Here is a 22,736-nt window from a genome sequence, read left to right on the forward strand (position 1 = left end):
GGAAATATGAAACAAGTTGTCGTAGCAACAAAGAATGCCGGGAAAGTACGTGAATTTGCCGAGCTATTTGAAAAATTTGATTTAGAAGTAAAATCACTTTATGATTTTCCTCATATTGAAGAAGTAGAAGAAACAGGTGAAACGTTTGAAGAAAACGCGATTTTAAAGGCGGAACATCTGTGTAAAGAGCTAGATGAAATTGTCATTGCTGATGATTCTGGTTTAATTGTAGATGCATTGCAGGGGAAACCAGGAGTACACTCTGCTCGTTATGCAGGTGAGGAAAAGGATGATCAAGCTAACATTCAAAAAGTGTTAGACGGATTAAAGAATATTTCAATGGAGAAACGTACGGCACGTTTTTACTGTGCATTAGCTGTTGCATTCCCGCAAGAAGATAAAGAACCATTGATGGTAAATGGAACGTGTGAAGGGAAGATTTTAGAACAGCAGCGCGGGGAAAATGGTTTTGGATATGATCCTATTTTTTATGTAGAAGAATACAAAAGCGCGATGGCGGAATTGTCGTCGGATGAGAAAAATAAAATTAGTCATCGCGGACGTGCGCTTCGTAAATTAGAAGAAAAAATTCCAGTCTGGTTTTTAGGGGAAGAATAAAGTGAAACTGCTATTCGTGGGGTCTTACTGCCCACGAATAGCAGGATAATAAGGGAGCGAAACCGATGAAGGCGTTAATTGTGAGCGACAGTCACGGTTCTGTAAAAGAGTTAAAGCAATTAAAAGAGCAGTACGAGGGAAATGTAGATGTGATGATTCATTGCGGTGATTCGGAATTAACATCGCAGCACGCTGAACTAGAAGGATTTCATGTAGTGAAAGGAAACTGTGATTTTACGGGAGACTTTCCAAATGATATTCTTACAGAAGTACAACATACACGGTTTCTTATCACGCATGGACATTTATACAATATTAAAATGACGCTGCAAACACTTTTATATCGTGCCAAAGAAGCTGAGGCAAATGTCGTTTGCTTCGGTCATTCGCATATATTAGGAGCAGAAATCATAGACAATGTTTTATTTATCAATCCAGGAAGTATTCTCTTGCCTCGTTCGAGAAGAGAAAAAACATTTGCCTTATTTGAAATAGAAGAGGGTATAATGGACATTCGCTTTCTTACTTTAGAAGGCACAATCGTAGCGCAAAAAACATTAAAAATAGGGTGAAAAACTCTTCACCCTATTTTTAAAAAATGGTGTTGACTTTCATTGGTATCGATAATATAATAAGTAATGTCGATGAGGCAATTAGAAAAAATCATATCATGCGGGTGTAGTTTAGTGGTAAAACAAGAGCCTTCCAAGCTCTGGTCGAGAGTTCGATTCTCTTCACCCGCTCCATGTCCCAGTAGCTCAGCAGGATAGAGCAACGGCCTTCAAGAATAGGAGCCTTTATAGGGAAACAAGAACCTATAAAGTGGACGACACTATATCGGTGAAGCCTTAACAGTACGGCTGATGGTAATACCGAGGAAACTTACGATCTTCTAAGAAGATTGAGGAGTTTTGAATGATTAAGGAAACACCTTAATGGTAAAAACTCTAAAGTATGATGAAAATCATCGTGAGGTTCCGTAGAGACTACACGTGTCGCACCTGAAATGGTGAAGATATAGTCCAGACTACAAACAGTATTTGCTGGTAGCGAAAGCTATGGTGGTAAGCTAAGCCGTCGGTCGGGAGTTCGAATCTCTCCTGGGACGCTACAGAGAAGTGCATGAGTGCACTTCTTTTTTTTATACCTCTTATATCGTTTGTTTAAACGGTGTGAGAGGTTTTTTGTTTTGGTTAAAAGAAAAGGTAGTAAAGGAATCTGTAATCTTTAATCTGCTTTAACTTTTGATTATGTTAAAAATTAAAGCAGGTTATTTGAATAATGAACAGAATATTTATTTTAGTAGTAGAAATATCGAATGGGAAGATTTGTAGTTCGCGAGGGGATAAATAAGTGAAACAATTTTTAGTTGTAATAACGGTTATGGTCATAGGGATTGTAGGGCTTGTGGGCTATGTTCTTGTGCAAGATGGATTTGATATTAAGGTGAAAAATCAAACAAATAAAGAAGTGTCGGGTTTATATTTGACTTATGATAATATTAAATCGGATATTAAGATACCCTTAATTGCATCAGGTGAAATTTATAAACTCAATGTAAATCCAACCGAGAATTCGAATAAGGATTTTGATGAGGGTGCAATGAAACTTCAATATAAAGATAACAAAGGAATTTTACACACAGAATATGTGATTGGATATTTTGAAAAAGGTTATTCTGGAAATGCTGTAATAACGATAAAATCTATTGATGACAATGGAAAACTTGATATAGAAATTAAAGAAAATACATCTTTGTATTAAAATGTGCAATTCTGGTTCGTCACCGTAACATGGGGTTGATTTTTTGAAAGTGAATCATTTTCAATACACGGAATGGAGAGTGGCGACTCCTGCGGGAATAGCGAGGAAAGTGAGACTCCGCAGGCTTGCTGAGGAGGCTCGCTCTCGCCCGCGGAAAGCGTCCACTCGGAGTGGGGTGTACATCTATCTAAATGTCACCCCCGTCTTTTGGTGATGAACCGCAATTCTTCATTAAAAGTTATTTTTTGGTACTAAGGTTTTTTATTTGTTTCTTGAACGTATTCTTTTTTGCATCAGCCAATAGAATGGCAATGCTAGAAAGAACGGCAGGGTAGATTGCGTTGTTTGTTTCAAAGAACCGTCAGAGAAGTAAAGTGTATTTTGGTACATAAGCCAACTAATTTGAAACATATACCCAAAATGTATAAAGGATGATTATAGCTAGTAAATAAATAGAGGGATTATCGATATGTTAAGTTTCATGTGATTTTCCTTCAAAAAGATATAGAGCAAAAAAGGAAAGTGTCCTAAAGGATACTTTCCTTTTTTGTGATGTCATATTAATTGTTAATAAACTTTTCAAACACAAACCCAAAATCTTTTACATTGTACTGTTTTTTCGTATCCACAAGCCAGTTGAACGCAATTTGATTAATTTCTCTAAACTGTGCTGCAAGATCTACTTCGGCATTTTTTACACTACCTAATGTAGAAGATGCCATTTCTAGGCTTTTATGAGCGTATTGCGTTGCGATGTCATTTTCGTGAGTAATTTCAGCAATTTTTAGAAGTGCTTTATATAAATCTTTTACTTCTTCAATATGTTTTTTATGTATGTCAATGGAGTAATGTTCCCCGCCCATAGTAAATTTAATTTCGATATCTAAATCGACGGTTCCAGCTGTTTCAAGCAGGACGTTCGAAATTTTATATGTGTTGTAATTATAACGGCGAAGTGTACGTTTCTTGCTTACCGCACTCGTGCCGTCAACGTGAATAAGAGCGGTATTTGTAAAGCAATACTCGTCTGTTTTTGATTTGATTAAAAAATAAATTTTTTCATTTTCTTCATGCATCACATAATCGTCAGCATCTACTTTATCGTAATCAGCAGGGGTAATAACGGATCCAATATCACTTAGGCCAAGCATATCAGCTGCAACTTTTTTGAACATAGTGAATCATCCTTTCGTTATTGTTTTCAGAATCATCGCAATAATATTATATCATTTGCGTGGAAAGAAATGTTAAATATAAGAAGGAAGAAACGAACGATGGAATGAAATTTTATAGTGGTAATTCTGTTTGAGAAAATCTCTATAGGTGGTGTTATTGTGTATCATCATACAAAAACAAAAGGGGATTTAGGAGTTTTAAAAGCACAAGTTGATTTGTATGAAAAGGGTTATATGATACTTGTTCCTCATACTGAACATGCTCCTTTTGACCTTATTGCTTATAAAGATGGCGTGTTTACACGGATTCAAGTGAAATATAGAGAATTGAATGACAAAGGAATTCTTGAAATAAGATTTCGCTCCAGTTATTCAACTGGAAAAGGGACAACTATGAAAAATGTAGATAAAGAAGAAATTGATGTTTATTGTGTGTATTGTCCTCAAACTGATTTGTGTTATTATTTCGATCCTAAAGTCTTTCGGAAATCAATTAGTTTAAGAGTTAAAGCTCCGCAAAATTATCAAGAAAAGTATATAAATTTTGCGGATAAATATAGGGAAATACCATAAAACTACCCCAGTATATGTTAACTGGGATATTGTTTTTTGAGAAATCTTACAATTCTGTAAGGTATATGTAAGGTAGTTCGATGGTAACTATTTCTAAACATTTTATAATAAAGGTAACAAAGACGAATCGAGGAGGAAAAGTAATGAAAGGATTAGCTGTAGCGGCTTTAACAATTGCTTTTGGTGTTGCTGCGTATGACAAACTAGCGCACATGATCGAGGTTGTGAAACAGTTAATAGCATAAATAAAGACTTAAGGGGACAGAGAATGGAATGGCTATTAGGAATGATTGGCGTTTGTAGTGTAATCTTATTATTCATGCTTCCGGGCGGATTATTAAGTTCAAGTGTAAGTATACTTTTCGTCTGTTCAATTATCTGTACAATTATAATTATTATGTTATTGATGAAACGTAGTAAGCTTATTTTCTTTTTTGGCGTCATTGTGATGACGTTTATTGTTCTTCAAGTCATAACCCTCTTTATATATCCTACTATTATAAAAGCTTTCCATTAGAACTCTCCGCACCGGTAGCAGAGAGTTGTTTATTTTATTCATGAAATTTCTGCTTTCGTATTTCCCGCTGGTATATTCTATTTTTATATAGAAGAAATTGATATTTTCTCAATAAAAACGAACAGATTCCAATTATTGTGTTCCGAACTGTCATTTGTTATATTAACTTTAAAGTGTATTGAAAATCTAAAAAAAGAGGCGAGCGTATGGATAAAAAAGAAAGTACGGTCGTATTGTTTCCGCAATTGTCAGTGCGATTTACCGACGAAGGGTTTATTGCTTTACGTGAACGTCGGTTTGAGGAAGCGTTAAAAAACTTCGAAATGTTGCGCCAATACGGAGCACAGACAGAGCAATCAGAATTAGCTTCTGTTATTTGTTTGCTAGAATTAAAGGAAATGGAAGAAGCGAAAGAACGATGCGAGAAATTACTTGAAACAGGGGAGTTCTTATTTCAAGATATTCTCGAAACGTATATTACGATTTTAGTGCAAACAAATGATTATGAAGGTATTATTGAAACAGTGCAGTCTGTTTTACAAACGAAAGAAATAACAGTAGAACAAAAGGAAAAATTAGCACAACTTGCCTTGTTTGCGAAGGGTATGCTAGAGAGTGAAGAAGTAGTAGAGATTGATGAAAGTTTATCTTTTGATGAACCTGCGTTTGCAGATGCTTTGTTGAATGGTGACTACGGAGAGCAGCTGCGCGCGGTGAATCGTCTTGCGACTAAACATGTTGAGAAGGCGTTGCCGACGTTGCGCATTTTTTTATTAGATGAAACGAAACACCCATATATTAAAACTTCTATCTTATACGTACTAATGGACTTTGGAATACAAGAGAAGGTAGATATAGAGAAGTTTGGTGATACAATAACAGTTATACCGGCTAATTTGGTTTATAATCAATATGATACAGAAAAAGTGTTACATATATTGTCTGAACGATTAGAGCATGATAACCCATCGATGTATGGGGCGATTATTACATATTGGAAAGAAATGCAGACAAGTCTCTTCCCGTTTCCTCTATTAACGGACAAAGATGAGTTATGGGCAGCTGTTTTAGAGAGAGTTGGAAGGAAACGCTTTGGAATGCCAATTCATGAAGAGAAGCTTCTTCGTGAGTATGGTATTACACTGGAAGAATACCATATTGCATATCAGTGGTTTTTACGTATTGAGAAAGAAGGGTTTATGCCAGTATAATGAAAAAGAATGTTTCAGTTATTGAAACGAGAGTATTCTATGTTATAATGTAAGGGTTGCAAAAGGCTTAAATATGCCTTTTTATAAGAGAATAGAAACAAATATTCTCTTACTTATATGTTTCATATTATTCTCGAACAAAATATACCGCATTTGTCTTTTCGACAAATAATAGATTGAGAAGTATATCCAAAGCTTTTTATAGTGGGTAGAAGGCTGAATTTATCAGTTTGCGTTTTTTGTTTCTATATTGAGAAACGATAAAGGCTTCGATCTCTAAAGGTATGTGCATACATTATTATAGTTGGAGGGAAAGAATAAATGGCTGCAAAATGGGAAAAATTAGAAGGTAACGTTGGCGTTTTAACAATCGAAGTTGATGCGAAAGAAGTAAACAACTCTTTAGACGCTGCGTTCAAAAAGGTAGTAAAAACAATCAATGTACCGGGCTTCCGTAAAGGGAAAATGCCTCGTCCTCTATTCGAACAACGCTTCGGTGTAGAATCTTTATACCAAGATGCTTTAGATATCATCTTACCAAAAGCATACGGAGAGGCAATCGATGAAACTGGTATCTTCCCAGTTGCTCACCCTGAAATTGACATCGAGAAATTCGAAAAAGGTCAAAACTTAATTTTCACTGCAAAAGTAACTGTAAAACCTGAAGTGAAATTAGGCGAATACAAAGGTTTAACAGTAGAGAAAATCGATGCTACTGTAACTGAAGAAGATGTAGAGAACGAATTAACATCTTTACAAGAGCGTCAAGCTGAGCTTGTAGTGAAAGAAGATGGCACTGTTGAAAACGGTGATACAGCTGTAATCGACTTCGAAGGTTTCGTTGATGGCGAGGCATTTGAAGGTGGAAAAGGCGAAAACTACTCTTTAGCAATCGGTTCTAACACATTCATCCCAGGATTTGAAGAGCAATTAGTTGGTCTAAAAGCTGGGGAACAAAAAGAAGTGGAAGTATCATTCCCAGAAGAATACCATGCAGCTGAACTAGCTGGTAAACCAGCAACATTTAAAGTAACAGTTCATGAGATTAAAGTGAAAGAACTTCCTGCTTTAGATGACGAGTTCGCAAAAGATGCAAACGAAGAAGTTGCAACTCTTGATGAGTTAAAAGCAAAAATTCGTGAAAACTTAGAAGTAAGCAAAAAGCAAGAAGCTGAGCAAAAAGTTCGTGACGAAGTAGTAGAAAAAGCTTCTGCAAATGCAGAAATCGAAATTCCAGAAGCTATGATCGAAACTGAGTTAGATCGTATGGTTCGTGAATTCGAGCAACGCCTAAGCTACCAAGGCATGAACTTAGAACTTTACTACCAATTCACAGGTACTGATGAAGAGAAATTAAAAGGACAAATGAAAGAAGACGCTGCAAAACGCGTAACAACTAATCTTGTTCTTGAAGCTATCATCGAAGCTGAAAAAATTGAAGCAACAGAAGAAGAAGTAAATGCAGAAGTTGAAAAAATGGCTGAAATGTACAACATGCCAGTAGACGCTGTGAAACAAGCTCTTGGTAACGTTGAAGGTGTAAAAGAAGAACTTCAAGTTCGTAAAGCTGTAGATTTCTTAGTAGATAACAGCAAGACTGCATAATAAAATAACAAGGCGCGACATTGCTCGTGCCTTGTTTTATAAATATAAATATATTTGTAAAACATTTTGTTATGAAGAAGGAAATGATTCTTCGAAAGTCGAATATACATATTTCAAAAGTTTTAAAAATTTTTTATTTGTACATAACTAACCATATTATTTGTATTTCTCGCCACGTAGTGACATAATATGTATTTACATACGATACATTTATCGTGTACATACGAAGGCAAGGTTTTAGCACTTTGTAAGGGGTGTGAAAATATGTTTAAATTTAATGATGAAAAAGGACAATTGAAATGTTCTTTCTGTGGTAAAACACAAACGCAAGTTCGAAAACTTGTGGCAGGTCCTGGGGTTTACATTTGTGATGAATGTATAGAACTTTGCACAGAAATCGTGCAAGAGGAGCTTGCAAAAGATGAAGAAGTAGAATTCAAAGATGTACCGAAACCGGTAGAAATTCGTGAGATTTTAGATGAATACGTAATCGGACAAGATCAAGCGAAGAAAGCATTAGCGGTGGCGGTATATAATCATTACAAGCGCATTAATTCTAGCAGCAAAATTGATGATGTAGAATTAGCGAAAAGTAATATTGCCTTAATTGGGCCAACAGGTAGCGGTAAAACGTTATTAGCTCAAACGTTAGCACGTATTTTAAATGTTCCATTTGCAATTGCTGATGCAACATCTTTAACGGAAGCTGGATATGTAGGGGAAGATGTAGAAAACATCTTATTAAAACTTATTCAAGCAGCTGATTATGATGTAGAGAAAGCAGAAAAAGGAATCATTTATATTGACGAGATTGATAAAGTGGCTCGTAAGTCAGAAAATCCGTCAATTACGCGTGACGTATCTGGTGAGGGTGTGCAACAGGCACTTCTTAAAATTTTAGAAGGAACTGTAGCGAGCGTTCCACCTCAAGGTGGTCGTAAGCATCCGCATCAAGAGTTTATTCAAATCGATACAACAAACATTTTATTCATTTGTGGCGGTGCATTTGATGGTATTGAACCAATCATTAAACGCCGTCTTGGTGAAAAAGTGATTGGTTTCGGTTCTGAGAAGAAAAATGCTGATGTAACAGAAAAACATGTTTTATCGCATGTATTGCCAGAAGATTTATTAAAATTCGGATTAATTCCAGAATTTATTGGTCGTCTTCCAGTTATTGCGAACTTAGAGCCACTTGATGAAGGTGCTCTTGTTGACATCTTAACAAAGCCGAAAAATGCGCTTGTGAAGCAGTTCCAAAAGTTATTGGAGCTTGATGATGTTGAATTAGAGTTTGAAGAAGGAGCTCTTGTTGAAATTGCCAAAAAAGCAATTGAACGTAAAACAGGTGCACGTGGACTTCGTTCTATCATTGAAGGTTTGATGCTAGATGTGATGTTCGAACTTCCATCTCGTAAAGACATTGAAAAATGTGTGATTTCAAAAGAAACAGTAACAGAAAATGCTACACCAAAATTAGTGTTGCAAGATGGTACTGTACTTGAGCAAGATACAAAAACATCTGCATAAAGTGTTTTGAATAATGGGGGCTTTGGCCCCCATTATTTATGAAGTGGAATATAAACGATAGAAACAGCAATTATATAATTGCTGTTTCTTCTTATGTTTAGCGTGTTTCCTCCCAGGGGATACTGAAGAGTAAAACATAGCGGGAGGAAATGAATATGAGCTGGACAAATATTTTTTTAATCGTTCAACTAGTCTTTGGTGTAATTGTCGGATTATATTTTTGGCATTTACTCCGTAACCAGCGAACGCAAAAAGTTTCAATCGATAGAGAATCAAAGAAAGAGCTGGAGCAACTTCGGAAAATGCGAGAAATTTCTTTAACAGAACCGCTTGCTGAAAAGGTTCGTCCGACGTCATTTGCCGATATTGTCGGACAAGAAGATGGCATTAAATCATTAAAGGCAGCTTTGTGCGGACCAAATCCACAGCATGTCATTATATATGGACCACCAGGAGTTGGGAAAACAGCAGCGGCTAGGCTCGTATTAGAAGAAGCGAAGAAAAATATGAAGTCTCCGTTTCGCATGAATGCAACATTTATTGAACTTGATGCCACTACAGCTCGGTTTGATGAACGAGGGATTGCTGATCCGTTAATTGGTTCTGTTCATGACCCGATTTATCAAGGGGCTGGTGCGATGGGACAAGCGGGTATTCCTCAACCGAAAAAAGGAGCGGTCACAGATGCACATGGAGGCATTTTGTTTATTGATGAGATTGGAGAGCTTCATCCAATTCAAATGAATAAAATGTTAAAAGTGTTGGAGGATCGCAAAGTGTTTTTGGAAAGTGCATATTATAGTGAGGAAAATTCCTTTATTCCAACGTATATACACGATATTTTCCAAAAGGGATTACCAGCTGATTTTCGTCTTGTTGGCGCAACAACACGTTCACCGGAGGAAATTCCTCCAGCGATTCGCTCGCGTTGTTTAGAAGTCTTTTTTCGTGAATTAGATACAGACGAGATTGAAGCGGTAGCTAGAAACGCTGCTGAAAAGGTAGGTATGGAGATAGGGAAACAAGGCGTAGAAATGATTGGGATGTACGCACGAAATGGAAGAGAAGCCATTAACCTTGTACAAATCTCTGCTGGAATGGCAATTAACGAAGGACGCTCTTCCATAAAGGATGAAGATATTGAATGGGTGATTCATTCCAGCCAACTGACTCCTAAATATGAAAAACGTATATATCCAATTCCGAGAATCGGCCTTGTAAATGGTTTGGCTGTATATGGGCCTAATACAGGAGCATTACTCGAAATGGAAGTAACAGCAATTCCAGCAAAGGAAAAAGGGTCTGTAGTGGTAACAGGGATTGTTGAAGAGGAAAGTATCGGCAATCAATCAAAATCGATTCGCCGTAAAAGTATGGCGAAAGGTTCTGTTGATAATGTTGTAACTGTCCTTCGTTCCCTGGATTTATTACCAGAAGGATATGATATACATATTAACTTTCCAGGTGGTGTTCCAATTGATGGTCCATCTGCCGGCATTGCAATTGCAACAGGTGTATATTCTGCAGTTCATCGTATGTATGTCAATAATGAAGTAGCGATGACCGGTGAAATTAGTATTCACGGGGAAATAAAACCAGTTGGCGGCGTTTATGCGAAAGTAAAAGCTGCGAAAAAGGCTGGGGCAAAGAAAGTGCTCATCCCAGCAGAAAATATGCAACCTCTTCTTTATACAATTAAAGGTATTGAAATTGTTCCTGTACGAAAATTAAAAGAAGTATTTGTATTAGCATGTATACAAGAGAAAATAGAGCGAACAGACGATACGTTGCTTGCTTTTGGGGAAGATGATGCACAATCGATTTGAAGAAATTTGTTAGCAAATCAAATCGGGCCGTTTTCGTTAAAAAGAAAGTTAAATCACTCGAATATTTTAGACTTCGCTAAAGTCATTATATGCTTAAGCGAAGTCCTTTTTCTTGAACAGGAAACAGCGTATTAAGTCTCTGCGATTGCATAAGGCTTTATTGTAATATAAAATAGGGAAACAAAGATATTTATGGAGGTGCTATGTCTAATATGAATGCAAACGAAAGAATCGTGCCCCTCCTACCATTAAGAGGCGTTCTCGTATATCCGACGATGGTTCTGCATCTTGATGTAGGACGTGATAAATCGATCAAAGCGCTTGAGCAGGCGGCTATGGATGAAAATGTGATTTTTTTAGCGATGCAAAAAGACGTGAATATCGATGATCCGAAAGAAGATGATGTTTATAAAGTAGGTACGTTAGCAAAAGTGAAGCAAATGCTTAAATTACCAAATGGGACGATGCGTATCCTTGTTGAAGGTTTACATAGAGTAGAAATGACAGAGTTCATTGAAGAAGATGATGTAATTACAGCTAATGTCCGCATGTTAATTGAAGAAGAAGAAGGCGATTTAGAAGAAAAGGCGCTTATGCGTACATTAATTGAGTATTTTGAGCAATATATTAAGCTGTCTAAGAAAATTTCTGGTGAAACATTTGCGACAGTTGTTGATGTTGAGGAATCAGGTCGATTAGCTGATCTCATATCATCTCATTTGCCGCTCAAAATGAAGCAAAAGCAACAAATTTTAGAAATTACTGCAGCGAAAGAACGATTACATACGCTTATTTCTTTTATTCAAGATGAAAAAGAGTTATTAAACTTAGAAAAGAAAATTGGTCAACAAGTGAAACGTTCTATGGAGCGTACACAAAAAGAGTACTTCTTACGTGAACAAATGAAAGCTATTCAAAAAGAGCTTGGTGATAAAGAAGGAAAAGGCGGCGAAGTAGAAGAGCTTCGCGAAAAGATTGAAGAATCAGGAATGCCGGAAGAAACGATGAAAGCGGCATTGAAAGAGCTAGATCGTTATGAGAAATTGCCGGCAAGTTCAGCGGAGAGCGGTGTCATTCGCAATTATATTGATTGGTTATTATCTCTTCCTTGGACGGAGGCAACGGAAGATCGTATCGATCTTGTACGTGCTGAAAATATTTTAAATGAAGAGCATTATGGACTTGAAAAAGTGAAAGAACGTGTGCTTGAATATTTAGCGGTACAAAAGCTTACTAATTCGTTAAAAGGGCCTATTCTTTGTTTAGTTGGTCCTCCTGGGGTTGGGAAAACATCGTTAGCTCGTTCAATTGCGACATCAGTGAATCGTAATTTTGTTCGTGTATCACTTGGCGGTGTACGTGATGAATCGGAAATTCGTGGTCATCGTCGTACGTATGTCGGTGCGATGCCCGGTCGCATTATTCAAGGGATGAAAAAAGCAAAAACAATCAATCCTGTCTTCTTATTAGATGAGATTGATAAAATGTCCAATGATTTCCGCGGTGATCCTTCAGCAGCATTGTTAGAGGTATTAGATCCGGAACAAAATCATAATTTTAGTGATCATTACATTGAAGAGCCATATGATTTATCAAAAGTGATGTTTGTTGCAACTGCAAATACGCTTGCAAGCATTCCAGGTCCGCTTCTTGACCGCATGGAGATTATTTCTATTGCTGGTTATACAGAACTTGAAAAAGTACATATTGCCCGTGAACATTTATTGTCGAAGCAGTTGAAGGAACATGGGTTGAAAAAAGGGAATTTACAAGTGCGCGATGAAGCGATTCTTGAAATCATTCGTTACTATACGCGTGAAGCGGGTGTTCGTACGTTAGAACGTCAGCTTGCGAAGCTTTGCCGGAAAGCGGCGAAGATTATTGTAACGGAAGAGCGTAAGCGCGTCGTTGTAACGGAGAAGAATATTACTGAATTACTTGGAAAACGTATATTCCGTTATGGTCAAGCAGAAACGAAAGATCAAGTAGGTATGGCAACAGGCTTAGCGTATACAGCAGCTGGTGGAGATACGCTTGCGATTGAGGTATCTGTATCCCCGGGTAAAGGGAAGTTGATTTTAACGGGAAAACTTGGTGATGTGATGAAAGAATCTGCACAAGCGGCATTTAGTTACATTCGTTCTCGTGCAGAAGAATTACATATTGATCCTGATTTCCATGAAAAACATGATATTCATATTCATGTTCCTGAAGGTGCAGTGCCAAAAGACGGACCATCAGCGGGGATTACGATGGCAACAGCTCTTATTTCAGCATTAACAGGTATTCCTGTTAGTAAAGAAGTGGGAATGACAGGTGAAATTACACTTCGTGGCCGCGTGTTACCGATTGGTGGATTGAAAGAAAAAACGTTGAGCGCACATCGAGCAGGGTTAAAGAAAATTATTTTACCAGCAGAAAATGAAAGAGATTTAGAAGATATTCCAGAAAGCGTAAAGGAAAACCTTACGTTTGTGCCAGTCTCTCATTTAGATGAGGTACTAGAGCATGCATTAGTAGGAGTGAAAAAATGAAGGTAACAAAAGCTGAGATTGTCATTAGTGCAGTCAAACCAGAGCAATATCCTGAGGGCGATTTACCAGAAATCGCATTAGCGGGTCGTTCAAATGTAGGAAAATCATCCTTTATAAATAAAATTTTAAATCGAAAAAAATTAGTGCGTATTTCTTCTAAACCAGGAAAAACGCAAACGCTAAACTTTTTCATCATTAATGATATGATGCATTTTGTGGATGTACCAGGTTATGGTTACGCGAAAGTATCAAAATCAGAACGAGCAGCATGGGGTAAAATGATTGAAACGTATTTCACAACAAGACAGCAGCTAAATGCAGCTGTTCTTGTTATTGACTTACGTCATAAGCCAACGAACGACGATGTGATGATGTATGATTTCTTAAAACATTATGAAATTCCAACAATCATTATTGCAACAAAAGCTGATAAAATTCCAAAGGGAAAATGGCAAAAGCATTTGAAAGTTGTGAAAGAAACGCTTGATGTAGAACCAGGAGATGAAGTTGTACTATTCTCTTCAGAAACGGGTCTTGGGAAAGAAGAAGCGTGGAAAGCGATTCATAAGTTTACAAGTACAAAAAACGTGTGACGAGTGTCACACGTTTTTTGTTTTATAGTACGTTTAAAGTAACTTCCATATTTCCTCTTGTTGCCTTAGAGTATGGGCATACTCCGTGTGCAGCTTGGACTAATTGTTTTGCTTCTTCGTGAGATACGCCCGCTATACGTACATCTAATGTGGTAGCTAATCCAAATCCACCATCTGTATCTTTGCCAATGGATACATGAGCAGTTACCTCTGTACTTTCTACTTTTACGCGTTTTGTACGAATGACAAGCTGCAATGCACTATCAAAACAAGCTGCATAACCTGCCGCAAATAATTGTTCAGGATTTGTTGCTGCGCCGCCCATACCACCTAATACTTTTGGCATTTTTACATCAAGGTTTAATACACCATCCTCAGAAATTACTTTTCCGTTTCGTCCACCTGTTGCTGTTACAGTAGCAGTATATAATGTTTCCATGGTTATTCCCCTTTTCTATCATTAATTGTCTTCATTGTTTCAATTAATTTATTTAATTGAATTAATAAAGTTGTATAATTTTTTTCTGTAATTCCTAAATGTGATGCCATTGTTTCTGGTAATGAACATGCTTTTTCTTTTAAAGCAGCTCCTTGTTCTGTTAGTTCAATACATACTTTTCGCTCATCTTCCTTCGAACGAACACGTTTAACAAGGTGTAAACTTTCCATTCTTTTTAACATGGGCGTTAATGTACCAGAGTCTAAAAATAATCGCTCGCCAATTTCTTTTACTGTAATGCCGTCTTGTTCCCATAATACTAACAAAGTGATGTACTGCGGATACGTAATGCCCATTTCTTCTAAATAAGGACGATAAAAACGTGTAACTTCTCTAGAACAAGCGTAAATAGAAAAACAAAGCTGATTATCTAGATGTAAAGGATTCTCATGCATGAGTATCTCTCCTTTTTAAATTGTGCACAATTTAATTTTGTGAAATTAATATAAAATAAAAAAAACGAAATGTCAAACAAAAAGAAAATCTATCGTTTGGAATAATCATACATATTTTCATTCAATTGAAAGAAGCTAAGGAAAGTTAGTCTTTCTGATATGTATGGAATAGTTTCCATTACTTGATTCCGACAATTTTTTTTGGTAACGTACAGGTAGAATCGTTATTTTATAATTATTATAAAGTGGAGTTTCCTTTTCGGAAGAGGTTAGTTAAGCGAAGAAACGAAAATTATTCTTCTATATGAAAAGTTTTTCTCACTTTTCATTCTTTACTTATCAAGGGAGATGGCTTATTGTCAGATAAGTAAGAGAGAAAAAGAGAAGGTGTTCACACGATTGTCAGATTTATAAGGGGAAAGTTGTATTATGATAGTAGATAAGATGAAAAAACGGTTGAAGGGGGACATGCTGCGTGCATATTCTTGTTGTTGGTGTTAACTATCGAACAGCCCCTGTAGAAATTCGTGAGAAACTAACGTTTCAGGAAGCAGAATTAGAGACAGCAATGACAACGTTGCAAAAGCAAAAAAGTGTATTAGAAAATGTCATTGTATCAACGTGCAATCGAACGGAAATCTATGCTGTAGTAGACCAGTTACACACAGGACGTTATTATATTAAGAAGTTTATGGCTGATTGGTTTCAGCTTGAAATAGAAGAAATTGCACCATATCTGTCTCTATATGAACAAGACGGTGCCACAGATCATTTATTCCGCGTAACATGTGGATTAGATTCAATGGTAGTTGGAGAAACGCAAATTTTAGGTCAAATTCGTAATAGCTTCTTACTTGCGCAAGAAATAAAAACGACAGGAACGATATTTAATACATTGTTTAAACAAGTCGTTACATTAGCGAAACGTGCACATTCTGAAACAACAATTGGCGGTAATGCAATGTCGGTAAGTTATGCAGCTGTTGAACTTGGAAAGAAAATTTTTGGTGATTTGAAAGATTGCCACGTTCTTATTCTTGGTGCGGGGAAAATGGGGGAATTAGCACTGCAGAATTTGTACGGGAGCGGTGCTCATAAAGTAACTGTTATGAATCGTACGTTTGCAAAAGCAGAAACGATGGCAAAAAAATATATGGGGCTTGCAAAGCCGTTGGATCAGTTGCAGTGCGCACTGTTAGAAGCTGATATTGTAATTAGCTCAACAGGGGCTACTGAATATGTGATTACGAAAGAAATGATGTCCAAAGTAGAAAGCATGCGTTCTGGTCGTCCGCTCTTTATGGTAGATATTGCAGTGCCGCGTGATATTGATCCAGTAATTGATGCGTTAGAAAGTGTTTTCTTGTATGATATTGATGATTTACAAGGTGTTGTGGAAGCGAATCGTGCTGAGCGATTAAAAGAAGCTGAGAAAATTCAAATTATGATTGAAGAAGAAATGATGCTATTTAAGTCGTGGTTGAATACACTTGGTGTTGTACCGTTAATTTCGGAACTTCGCGATAAAGCATTAGCAATTCAAAGTGAAACAATGCAAAGTATTGAACGGAAAATCCCAACGTTAACAGAGCGGGAACGAAAAGTGATTAGTAAGCATACGAAAAGTATTATTAATCAATTGTTAAAAGATCCGATTTTAAATGCGAAAGAGTTAGCGGCCCAAGAGGATGCGAAAGAAAAACTTGCTCTATTTGCGAAAATTTTCGATTTAAATGCGAAAGAAGTAGTGGAAGAGAGCGAAGCAGAATGGAAACAAACGGAGAAGTGGACAGTATCCGTTCCATCTTTGTAATGGAAAGGATAAACGGATGGGTGTTTTAAACAATAGCATTATTTATCATATTGCCATTATTTTATATGCCTGCAGCGTTAGTTTATATTTCATAGATTATTTTCAAAGTAACCGAAGGGCGAATAGGATTGCCTTTTGGTTACTTTCTGTTGTATGGATACTCTATTCAATATTTATGTTACTTCGGGCAACAGAAGCGGAAATTAATCCAATTTTAACGTTGCTATCGGGTATTTATTTTTATGTATGGCTATTAATTACACTATCATTAATGATTAACCGATTCATGCGCATTGACTTTTTAGTCTTTTTCACAAATATGATTGCGTTTGGCGTAAGTGTTTTTTCTATTTTTACACCGCTTGGAAAAATGTCGCCGGTATTAGCAGATCAATTAGTTTCGGAGCTTGTTTATGTACATATTGGTATGGCGATTACTTCCTATGCGACGTTTACAGTTTCTTTTATTTTTTCCATTATGTATTTAATTCAATATCGTTTATTAAAGCAAAAAAAATGGAATGCAAGATTAAGGCGGTTGGGGAATTTGCCGAAGCTGGATTCTATGTCGTACGGTTTAAATTTATTTTCTGTACCTTTCTTTTTATTTGCCATTTTGCTTGGGTGTCTATGGGGATATACGAAGTTAGATAATTTTCATTGGTATGACGCAAAGGTAATCGGATCTTTCGTCGTCTTGTTTGTATACTGTGCAGGTATTTATTTACGAGGATCAGATACATTACAGGGAAAGAAAATTGCGAGCTGGAATATTGGAGCCTTTCTTATTATGTTAATTAATATTTTCTTATTTAGTAGTTTATCGAACTTCCATTTTTGGTACTTATAATGAGGAGAGAAAAATATGCGCAAAATTATTGTAGGATCAAGAAAAAGTAAATTGGCATTAACGCAAACAAATTGGTTTATTGATCAATTAAAGGAGCTAGGATTGCCATATGAATTTGAAGTAAAAGAAATTGTAACGAAAGGTGACGTTATTTTAGATGTGACACTTTCGAAAGTCGGCGGAAAAGGGTTATTCGTAAAAGAGATTGAACATGCGCTCTTAACAAAGGAAATTGATATGGCTGTTCATAGCATGAAGGATATGCCAGCGGTACTTCCTGAGGGATTAACAATTGGATGTATTCCAAAACGTGTGGATCCGCGTGATGCGTTTATTTCTAAAAATGGGGAGCTGTTTGAAGAGTTACCAGAAGGAGCGGTAATCGGTACAAGTAGTTTACGCCGCAGTGCACAGTTGTTAGCTGTGCGTCCTGATTTACAAGTGAAATGGATTCGTGGAAATATTGATACGAGACTACGAAAGCTAAAGGAAGAAGATTACGATGCAATCATTTTAGCTGCTGCAGGACTAAAGCGAATGGGCTGGGCAGATGATGTGATTACAGGGTATTTAGAAGAAACGGTATGTGTACCAGCTGTCGGTCAAGGTGCGCTATCTATTGAATGTCGCGAGGATGATGCGGATTTATTACAATTATTAAGTCATTTAAATGATCATGTAACAGCGAGAACAGTAGAAGCAGAGCGTGTATTTCTACACAAGTTAGAAGGAGGTTGTCAAGTTCCGATTGCTGGATATGCAACGCTCCAAGAGGATGACCAAATTGAATTAACAGCTCTTGTTGGATCGACAGATGGCACTGTCTTATTGAAAGAAGTTGTTGTTGGTAAACATGCTGGGGAAGTTGGAGAGCGAGCAGCAGACTTGTTAATCGAGCGAGGCGCAAAAGAACTGATTGCTGCAGCAAATCAGGAGAAAAATTAGCAATATGATTTCCCTTTGCGGAAAAACAGTGCTAATTACAAGAGCCCAGCAACAAGCGAAGCAAATGAGTGTAGCAGTGCAAAAACATGGCGGAATTCCAGTGGAAATTCCGCTTTTACATATAACAGCAACTGCCCATGAACAATTTCAACAGGTGCGTGAGGAATTAAGTACATATGATTGGATTGTTTTCACAAGTAAAAATGGTGTGAATTTTTTTTTAGATGGTGTGGGGCAACCGTTGCCGCATACTATGAAAATTGCTGCGGTTGGCGTGAAGACAAAGCAAGAATTAGAGCGTCGTGGCTACGATGTTCATTTTGTACCAACTACATTTGTAGCTGAAGCATTTGCGAAAGAATTTGTAAATCATATTGAAAGCGGGACGCGTATATTACTGCCAAAAGGAAATTTAGCAAGAGATGTTATAAGAGAGGCGCTGCGAAATCACGGGGCAATTGTCCGCGAACTTGTTGTATATGAAACAGCAGTCCATCTGCAAATGCGTGAACAACTTATCGATGCTCTGCAATCAAGAGGAATTGACGTGATTACTTTTACAAGTCCGTCAACTGTACAAAGTTTTCTTACATTGCTTGAAGGTGAAAACTGGAGAGAATGGATAAAAGGATGTACAATTGCTTGTATAGGTCCTGTTACAGAACGAAAAGCTCGGAAATATTTTCAAAATCTTCTCGTTCCAACAGAATATACAATTGAAGCTATGTTACAATGCATTTCAGAAAATATAATAAAGTGAAACTTTAAGAATTGGAGATGGAAAAGTTATGAATCCTTTACAATTTAACCGTCATCGTCGTTTAAGACAAAGCGCGAATATGCGTGCCCTTGTACGTGAAACACATTTACATACAGAAGATTTCATTTATCCGATTTTTGTTCTAGAAGGAGAAAATAAGCGTAATGAAGTTCCTTCTATGCCAGGTGTATATCAAATTTCATTAGATCACCTGCAAGCAGAGATGCAAGAAGTTGTTGATTTAGGCATTCGCTCTGTTATTGTGTTCGGTTTACCTGCTGAAAAAGATGAAGTCGGTTCTTCCGCTTATTGTGAACATGGGATTGTACAACGTGCCATTTCACAAATTAAAGAGCAGTTTCCAGAGCTAGTTGTTGTTGCAGATACATGTTTATGCCAATATACAAGTCACGGACATTGCGGTGTAATTGAAGACGGGATGATTGTAAATGATGCATCACTTGAACTACTTGCGAAAACAGCAGTAAGTCAAGCGAAAGCGGGGGCAGATATTATTGCACCATCTAATATGATGGATGGGTTTGTAACTGCTATTCGTCATGAGTTAGATGAAAATGGCTTTACGCATGTTCCGGTTATGTCATACGCAGTGAAATATGCGTCTGCTTTTTACGGACCGTTTCGCGATGCTGCACATGGTGCACCGCAATTTGGTGATCGTAAAACATATCAAATGGACTCAGCTAATCGCCTAGAAGCCATTCGTGAAGCTGAATCCGATGTGATGGAAGGAGCAGACTTCTTAATAGTAAAGCCAGCGCTTTCTTATTTAGATATTATTCGTGATGTGAAAAATAACTTTAACCTTCCAGTTGTTGCATATAACGTGAGTGGTGAATATTCGATGATTAAAGCAGCAGCGCAAAATGGTTGGATTAATGAACAAGATATTGTTCTTGAAAAATTTTTAAGCATGAAGCGTGCAGGAGCAGATTTAATTATCACGTATCATGCAAAAGACGCAGCGAGATGGTTACAAGAAGGAGGCGCACGATAATGAAAAGTTTTGAGAAATCGATTGAAGCATTTGCAACAGCAAAAGATTTAATGCCGGGCGGTGTAAATAGTCCAGTGCGTGCTTTTAAATCTGTCGGTATGAATCCATTATTTATGGAGCGCGGAAAAGGCTCTAAAGTTTATGATATTGATGGAAATGAATACATTGATTACGTACTATCATGGGGGCCGCTTATTCATGGTCATTCCAACGATCAGGTTGTGGAAGCGTTAAAAGCAGTAGTAGAAAAAGGAACAAGCTTCGGAGCACCGACGGAAATTGAAAATAAATTAGCGCAGCTTGTAATCGACCGCGTTCCGTCTATTGAAATTGTACGTATGGTTAACTCTGGAACAGAGGCGACAATGAGTGCGCTCCGCTTAGCGCGCGGTTATACAGGCCGTAATAAAATTTTAAAATTTGAAGGCTGTTATCACGGACATGGTGATTCCCTTTTAATTAAAGCTGGTTCTGGTGTGGCTACGCTTGGTTTACCTGATAGCCCTGGCGTGCCAGAAGGCGTTGCGAAAAATACAATTACTGTTGCGTATAACGATTTAGAAAGTGTGAAATATGCATTTGAACAGTTCGGTGATGATATTGCGTGTGTCATTGTAGAGCCAGTAGCTGGAAATATGGGTGTCGTACCACCGCTTCCAGGGTTTTTACAAGGTCTTCGTGATGTGACAACAGAATACGGGGCGCTTCTTATTTTTGATGAAGTAATGACGGGCTTCCGCGTAGCTTATGATTGCGGACAAGGATATTTTGAAGTAACACCTGATTTAACATGTTTAGGGAAAGTAATTGGTGGCGGACTTCCTGTCGGAGCATATGGTGGTAAAGCTGAAATTATGAAGCAAGTAGCACCGAGCGGACCAATTTATCAAGCTGGTACATTATCTGGTAATCCATTAGCAATGACTGCAGGATATGAAACGCTTGTCCAGTTAACACCAGAAAGCTATAAAGAATTTGAGCGTAAAGCTGAAATGCTTGAAAAGGGTTTACATGAAGTAGCGGTAAAATATGGTGTTCCACATTGTATTAATCGCGCTGGTTCTATGGTCGGTATTTTCTTTACAGATGAAAAAGTTATCAATTACGAAACAGCAAAAGCGTCCAATTTAGAATATTTTGCAGCGTATTATCGCGAAATGGTAGAACAAGGTGTATTTTTACCACCTTCTCAATTTGAAGGTTTGTTCTTATCAACAGCACATAGCGACGCTGATATTGAAGCAACGATTGCTGCTGCAGAAATTGCTATGTCTAAATTAAAAGGATAAAAAGCCTTTTTTTTAGGAGAGGCGAGAGGGCCTGACCGTGCGTAGAAGCGGTCAGGTCTTTTTTTGTCTGGTGTGAAAATAAAGAGAGAAGATGAGTGCAAGTCACTTTTGGTTTTTGGGCGCAGTAATTTTTTTATTCATAAAGTCGCTATTCCTCACATAAACCTGTAATGACATATAGTTTGAGAGGGGGATACGAAGTGGCAGCAGATCAACAAACTTCATTGCGGTTTTCGTTGAAAGAATCTGTGTGGTTCCAAAAAGGACAGGAAGTCAGTGAATTACTTTCGATTTCATTAGATCCTGATGTTGCTATAGAAGAGCGTGAATATGAAATTGTTGTATTTGGACAGCTAGATCTAACAGGAGAATATATCCCGAAAGAAGAAACAGAGACGTTTTCATTACGAGAATTATCACCAGCACGTACGATAGATTATGTGGAAACGCGTGATGATGGGGTAAATGAATTAGTGCATTCGTTTCCACTGGAGATTTCCATTCCACGCGGCCGCGTGAAGCAAGCAGAAGATTTGTATGTGGGTATCGAAGAGTTTGATTATGAACTATTAGAAAATGGTTGTTTGCAGCTTTTGGCGGATATTTCAATTCATGGATTGCGTGACGAAGAGCATGAAGTGGAAGAAGCAATGGAAGAAAGAGTAGAAGAAGCAATGGAAGAAAGAGTAGAAGAAGAGGTAGAGACTGATGAATGGGAAGATTATGCTTTTGAGCCATTTCAGCTAGAAGCTCGTCAAGAACCGGAGCCTGAACTAGATGAGGAGGAAGAAAACGAAGAAGAGGAACAAAGGCAAGAGGAAGAACAAAGACATGAAGAAGTTGTCGCACCGCAGTTGGTCTTTGGGCGTAAAGAAGCGAAAATACAACATATTGATGAGGAAGAGCAAGAAGAAGTTTTATATTCACAGCGGGATGAAAACGCGCTATATTTAACAAAATTATTTTCAAAGCAACCAGAAGATGAATTTACAAAGCTGCGACTATATTTCGTGCAAGAAGGTGACACGATTGAATCTGTTGCAGAGCGTTATGATACTTCCGTGCAACATTTACATCGTATCAATCAAACCGAAGATTTGTATTTAACAGCAGGACAAATTTTATATATACCAGTATCAAAGGCGAGAACAAAGTGAGTGAAGAGAAATCTTCCTCACCTCTTTTCTGTTTTACGCTCCTGTAGAAAGGGTCGTTGTTCGT

At 37.4% G+C, this 22,736-nt stretch carries 21 protein-coding genes and 1 tRNA gene; 19 read left to right on the top strand and 3 right to left on the bottom strand.

Going from position 1 to position 22,736, the window contains the following annotated elements; all coding sequences use genetic code 11:
* Positions 1–6 precede the first annotated feature (6 nt).
* The 4 genes from AB1280_RS23375 to AB1280_RS23390 all read left to right on the top strand — a co-directional run bounded on the left by AB1280_RS23375 (position 7) and on the right by AB1280_RS23390 (position 2,382).
* The gene (locus AB1280_RS23375) at positions 7–618 is read left to right on the top strand and encodes an XTP/dITP diphosphatase (RefSeq protein WP_429757172.1); all 612 of its coding nucleotides are present in this window, start codon (positions 7–9) and stop codon (positions 616–618) included.
* A 65-nt stretch (positions 619–683) separates the two neighbouring features.
* On the top strand, positions 684–1,190 hold the full coding sequence (locus tag AB1280_RS23380; RefSeq protein ID WP_272186638.1) for a metallophosphoesterase family protein: 507 nt from the start codon (positions 684–686) through the stop codon (positions 1,188–1,190).
* A 100-nt stretch (positions 1,191–1,290) separates the two neighbouring features.
* Positions 1,291–1,364 (top strand) — tRNA-Gly (locus tag AB1280_RS23385).
* A 607-nt stretch (positions 1,365–1,971) separates the two neighbouring features.
* Positions 1,972–2,382, top strand: coding sequence for a hypothetical protein (locus AB1280_RS23390; RefSeq protein WP_429757173.1), 411 nt, complete (start codon positions 1,972–1,974; stop codon positions 2,380–2,382).
* 560 nt (positions 2,383–2,942) lie between these two features.
* On the opposite strand, the gene AB1280_RS23395 is transcribed toward AB1280_RS23390, so the two are convergent.
* Positions 2,943–3,557, bottom strand: coding sequence for a PH domain-containing protein (locus AB1280_RS23395; protein WP_429757174.1), 615 nt, complete (start codon positions 3,555–3,557; stop codon positions 2,943–2,945).
* A gap of 159 nt (positions 3,558–3,716) precedes the next feature.
* Here AB1280_RS23395 and AB1280_RS23400 point away from each other — a divergent pair, with 159 nt between their 5' ends.
* The 8 genes from AB1280_RS23400 to yihA all read left to right on the top strand — a co-directional run bounded on the left by AB1280_RS23400 (position 3,717) and on the right by yihA (position 13,946).
* Positions 3,717–4,130 carry a group I intron-associated PD-(D/E)XK endonuclease gene (locus tag AB1280_RS23400; RefSeq protein WP_429757175.1) on the top strand — a complete coding sequence of 138 codons (414 nt, stop codon included), beginning with the start codon at positions 3,717–3,719 and terminating at the stop codon, positions 4,128–4,130.
* A 268-nt stretch (positions 4,131–4,398) separates the two neighbouring features.
* Positions 4,399–4,647, top strand: a complete 249-nt coding sequence (locus AB1280_RS23405) for a hypothetical protein (RefSeq protein WP_429757176.1) — start codon at positions 4,399–4,401, stop codon at positions 4,645–4,647.
* 206 nt (positions 4,648–4,853) lie between these two features.
* Positions 4,854–5,858: a hypothetical protein gene (locus tag AB1280_RS23410; RefSeq protein WP_429757177.1), complete on the top strand. Its 1,005-nt coding sequence runs from the start codon at positions 4,854–4,856 to the stop codon at positions 5,856–5,858.
* Between the two features lie 321 nt (positions 5,859–6,179).
* Positions 6,180–7,463, top strand: coding sequence for a trigger factor (tig, locus tag AB1280_RS23415; protein ID WP_272186644.1), 1,284 nt, complete (start codon positions 6,180–6,182; stop codon positions 7,461–7,463).
* A gap of 264 nt (positions 7,464–7,727) precedes the next feature.
* Entirely contained in the window at positions 7,728–8,993 is a 1,266-nt protein-coding gene (gene clpX / locus AB1280_RS23420) for an ATP-dependent protease ATP-binding subunit ClpX (protein WP_272186645.1), read from the top strand.
* A 155-nt stretch (positions 8,994–9,148) separates the two neighbouring features.
* A complete protein-coding gene (lonB, locus tag AB1280_RS23425) occupies positions 9,149–10,819 on the top strand; it encodes an ATP-dependent protease LonB (protein WP_272186646.1) in 1,671 nt (556 codons plus the stop codon).
* A 203-nt stretch (positions 10,820–11,022) separates the two neighbouring features.
* A complete protein-coding gene (lon, locus tag AB1280_RS23430) occupies positions 11,023–13,353 on the top strand; it encodes an endopeptidase La (RefSeq protein WP_429757178.1) in 2,331 nt (776 codons plus the stop codon).
* The gene (yihA, locus tag AB1280_RS23435; RefSeq protein WP_272186649.1) at positions 13,350–13,946 is read left to right on the top strand and encodes a ribosome biogenesis GTP-binding protein YihA/YsxC; all 597 of its coding nucleotides are present in this window, start codon (positions 13,350–13,352) and stop codon (positions 13,944–13,946) included. The genes lon and yihA overlap by 4 nt, the downstream gene beginning before the upstream one ends.
* Positions 13,947–13,968: 22 nt before the next feature.
* On the opposite strand, the gene AB1280_RS23440 is transcribed toward yihA, so the two are convergent.
* Positions 13,969–14,385 (bottom strand): organic hydroperoxide resistance protein, encoded by a 417-nt coding sequence (locus AB1280_RS23440; protein WP_429757179.1) that lies wholly within the window; start codon positions 14,383–14,385, stop codon positions 13,969–13,971.
* Between the two features lie 2 nt (positions 14,386–14,387).
* Positions 14,388–14,840, bottom strand: a complete 453-nt coding sequence (locus AB1280_RS23445) for a MarR family winged helix-turn-helix transcriptional regulator (RefSeq protein ID WP_272186651.1) — start codon at positions 14,838–14,840, stop codon at positions 14,388–14,390.
* 475 nt (positions 14,841–15,315) lie between these two features.
* Between AB1280_RS23445 and hemA the strand changes: the two genes are divergently transcribed.
* From hemA to spoVID, 7 genes are all read left to right on the top strand, one after another.
* Positions 15,316–16,653, top strand: a complete 1,338-nt coding sequence (hemA, locus tag AB1280_RS23450; RefSeq protein WP_429757180.1) for a glutamyl-tRNA reductase — start codon at positions 15,316–15,318, stop codon at positions 16,651–16,653.
* Between the two features lie 16 nt (positions 16,654–16,669).
* On the top strand, positions 16,670–17,503 hold the full coding sequence (locus AB1280_RS23455) for a cytochrome c biogenesis protein (RefSeq protein ID WP_429757181.1): 834 nt from the start codon (positions 16,670–16,672) through the stop codon (positions 17,501–17,503).
* Between the two features lie 15 nt (positions 17,504–17,518).
* The gene (hemC, locus tag AB1280_RS23460; RefSeq protein ID WP_429757182.1) at positions 17,519–18,448 is read left to right on the top strand and encodes a hydroxymethylbilane synthase; all 930 of its coding nucleotides are present in this window, start codon (positions 17,519–17,521) and stop codon (positions 18,446–18,448) included.
* 4 nt (positions 18,449–18,452) lie between these two features.
* A complete protein-coding gene (locus AB1280_RS23465; RefSeq protein WP_429757183.1) occupies positions 18,453–19,208 on the top strand; it encodes a uroporphyrinogen-III synthase in 756 nt (251 codons plus the stop codon).
* 28 nt (positions 19,209–19,236) lie between these two features.
* Positions 19,237–20,226: a porphobilinogen synthase gene (gene hemB, locus AB1280_RS23470; RefSeq protein ID WP_429757184.1), complete on the top strand. Its 990-nt coding sequence runs from the start codon at positions 19,237–19,239 to the stop codon at positions 20,224–20,226.
* The gene (hemL, locus tag AB1280_RS23475; RefSeq protein WP_272186657.1) at positions 20,226–21,515 is read left to right on the top strand and encodes a glutamate-1-semialdehyde 2,1-aminomutase; all 1,290 of its coding nucleotides are present in this window, start codon (positions 20,226–20,228) and stop codon (positions 21,513–21,515) included. The genes hemB and hemL overlap by 1 nt, the downstream gene beginning before the upstream one ends.
* A 170-nt stretch (positions 21,516–21,685) precedes the next feature.
* A complete protein-coding gene (spoVID, locus tag AB1280_RS23480; RefSeq protein WP_429757185.1) occupies positions 21,686–22,672 on the top strand; it encodes a stage VI sporulation protein D in 987 nt (328 codons plus the stop codon).
* The last annotated feature ends 64 nt before the right edge of the window (positions 22,673–22,736 follow it).

Source organism: Bacillus sp. S10(2024) (assembly GCF_050473865.1).
Taxonomy (GTDB): Bacteria; Bacillota; Bacilli; order Bacillales; family Bacillaceae_G; genus Bacillus_A.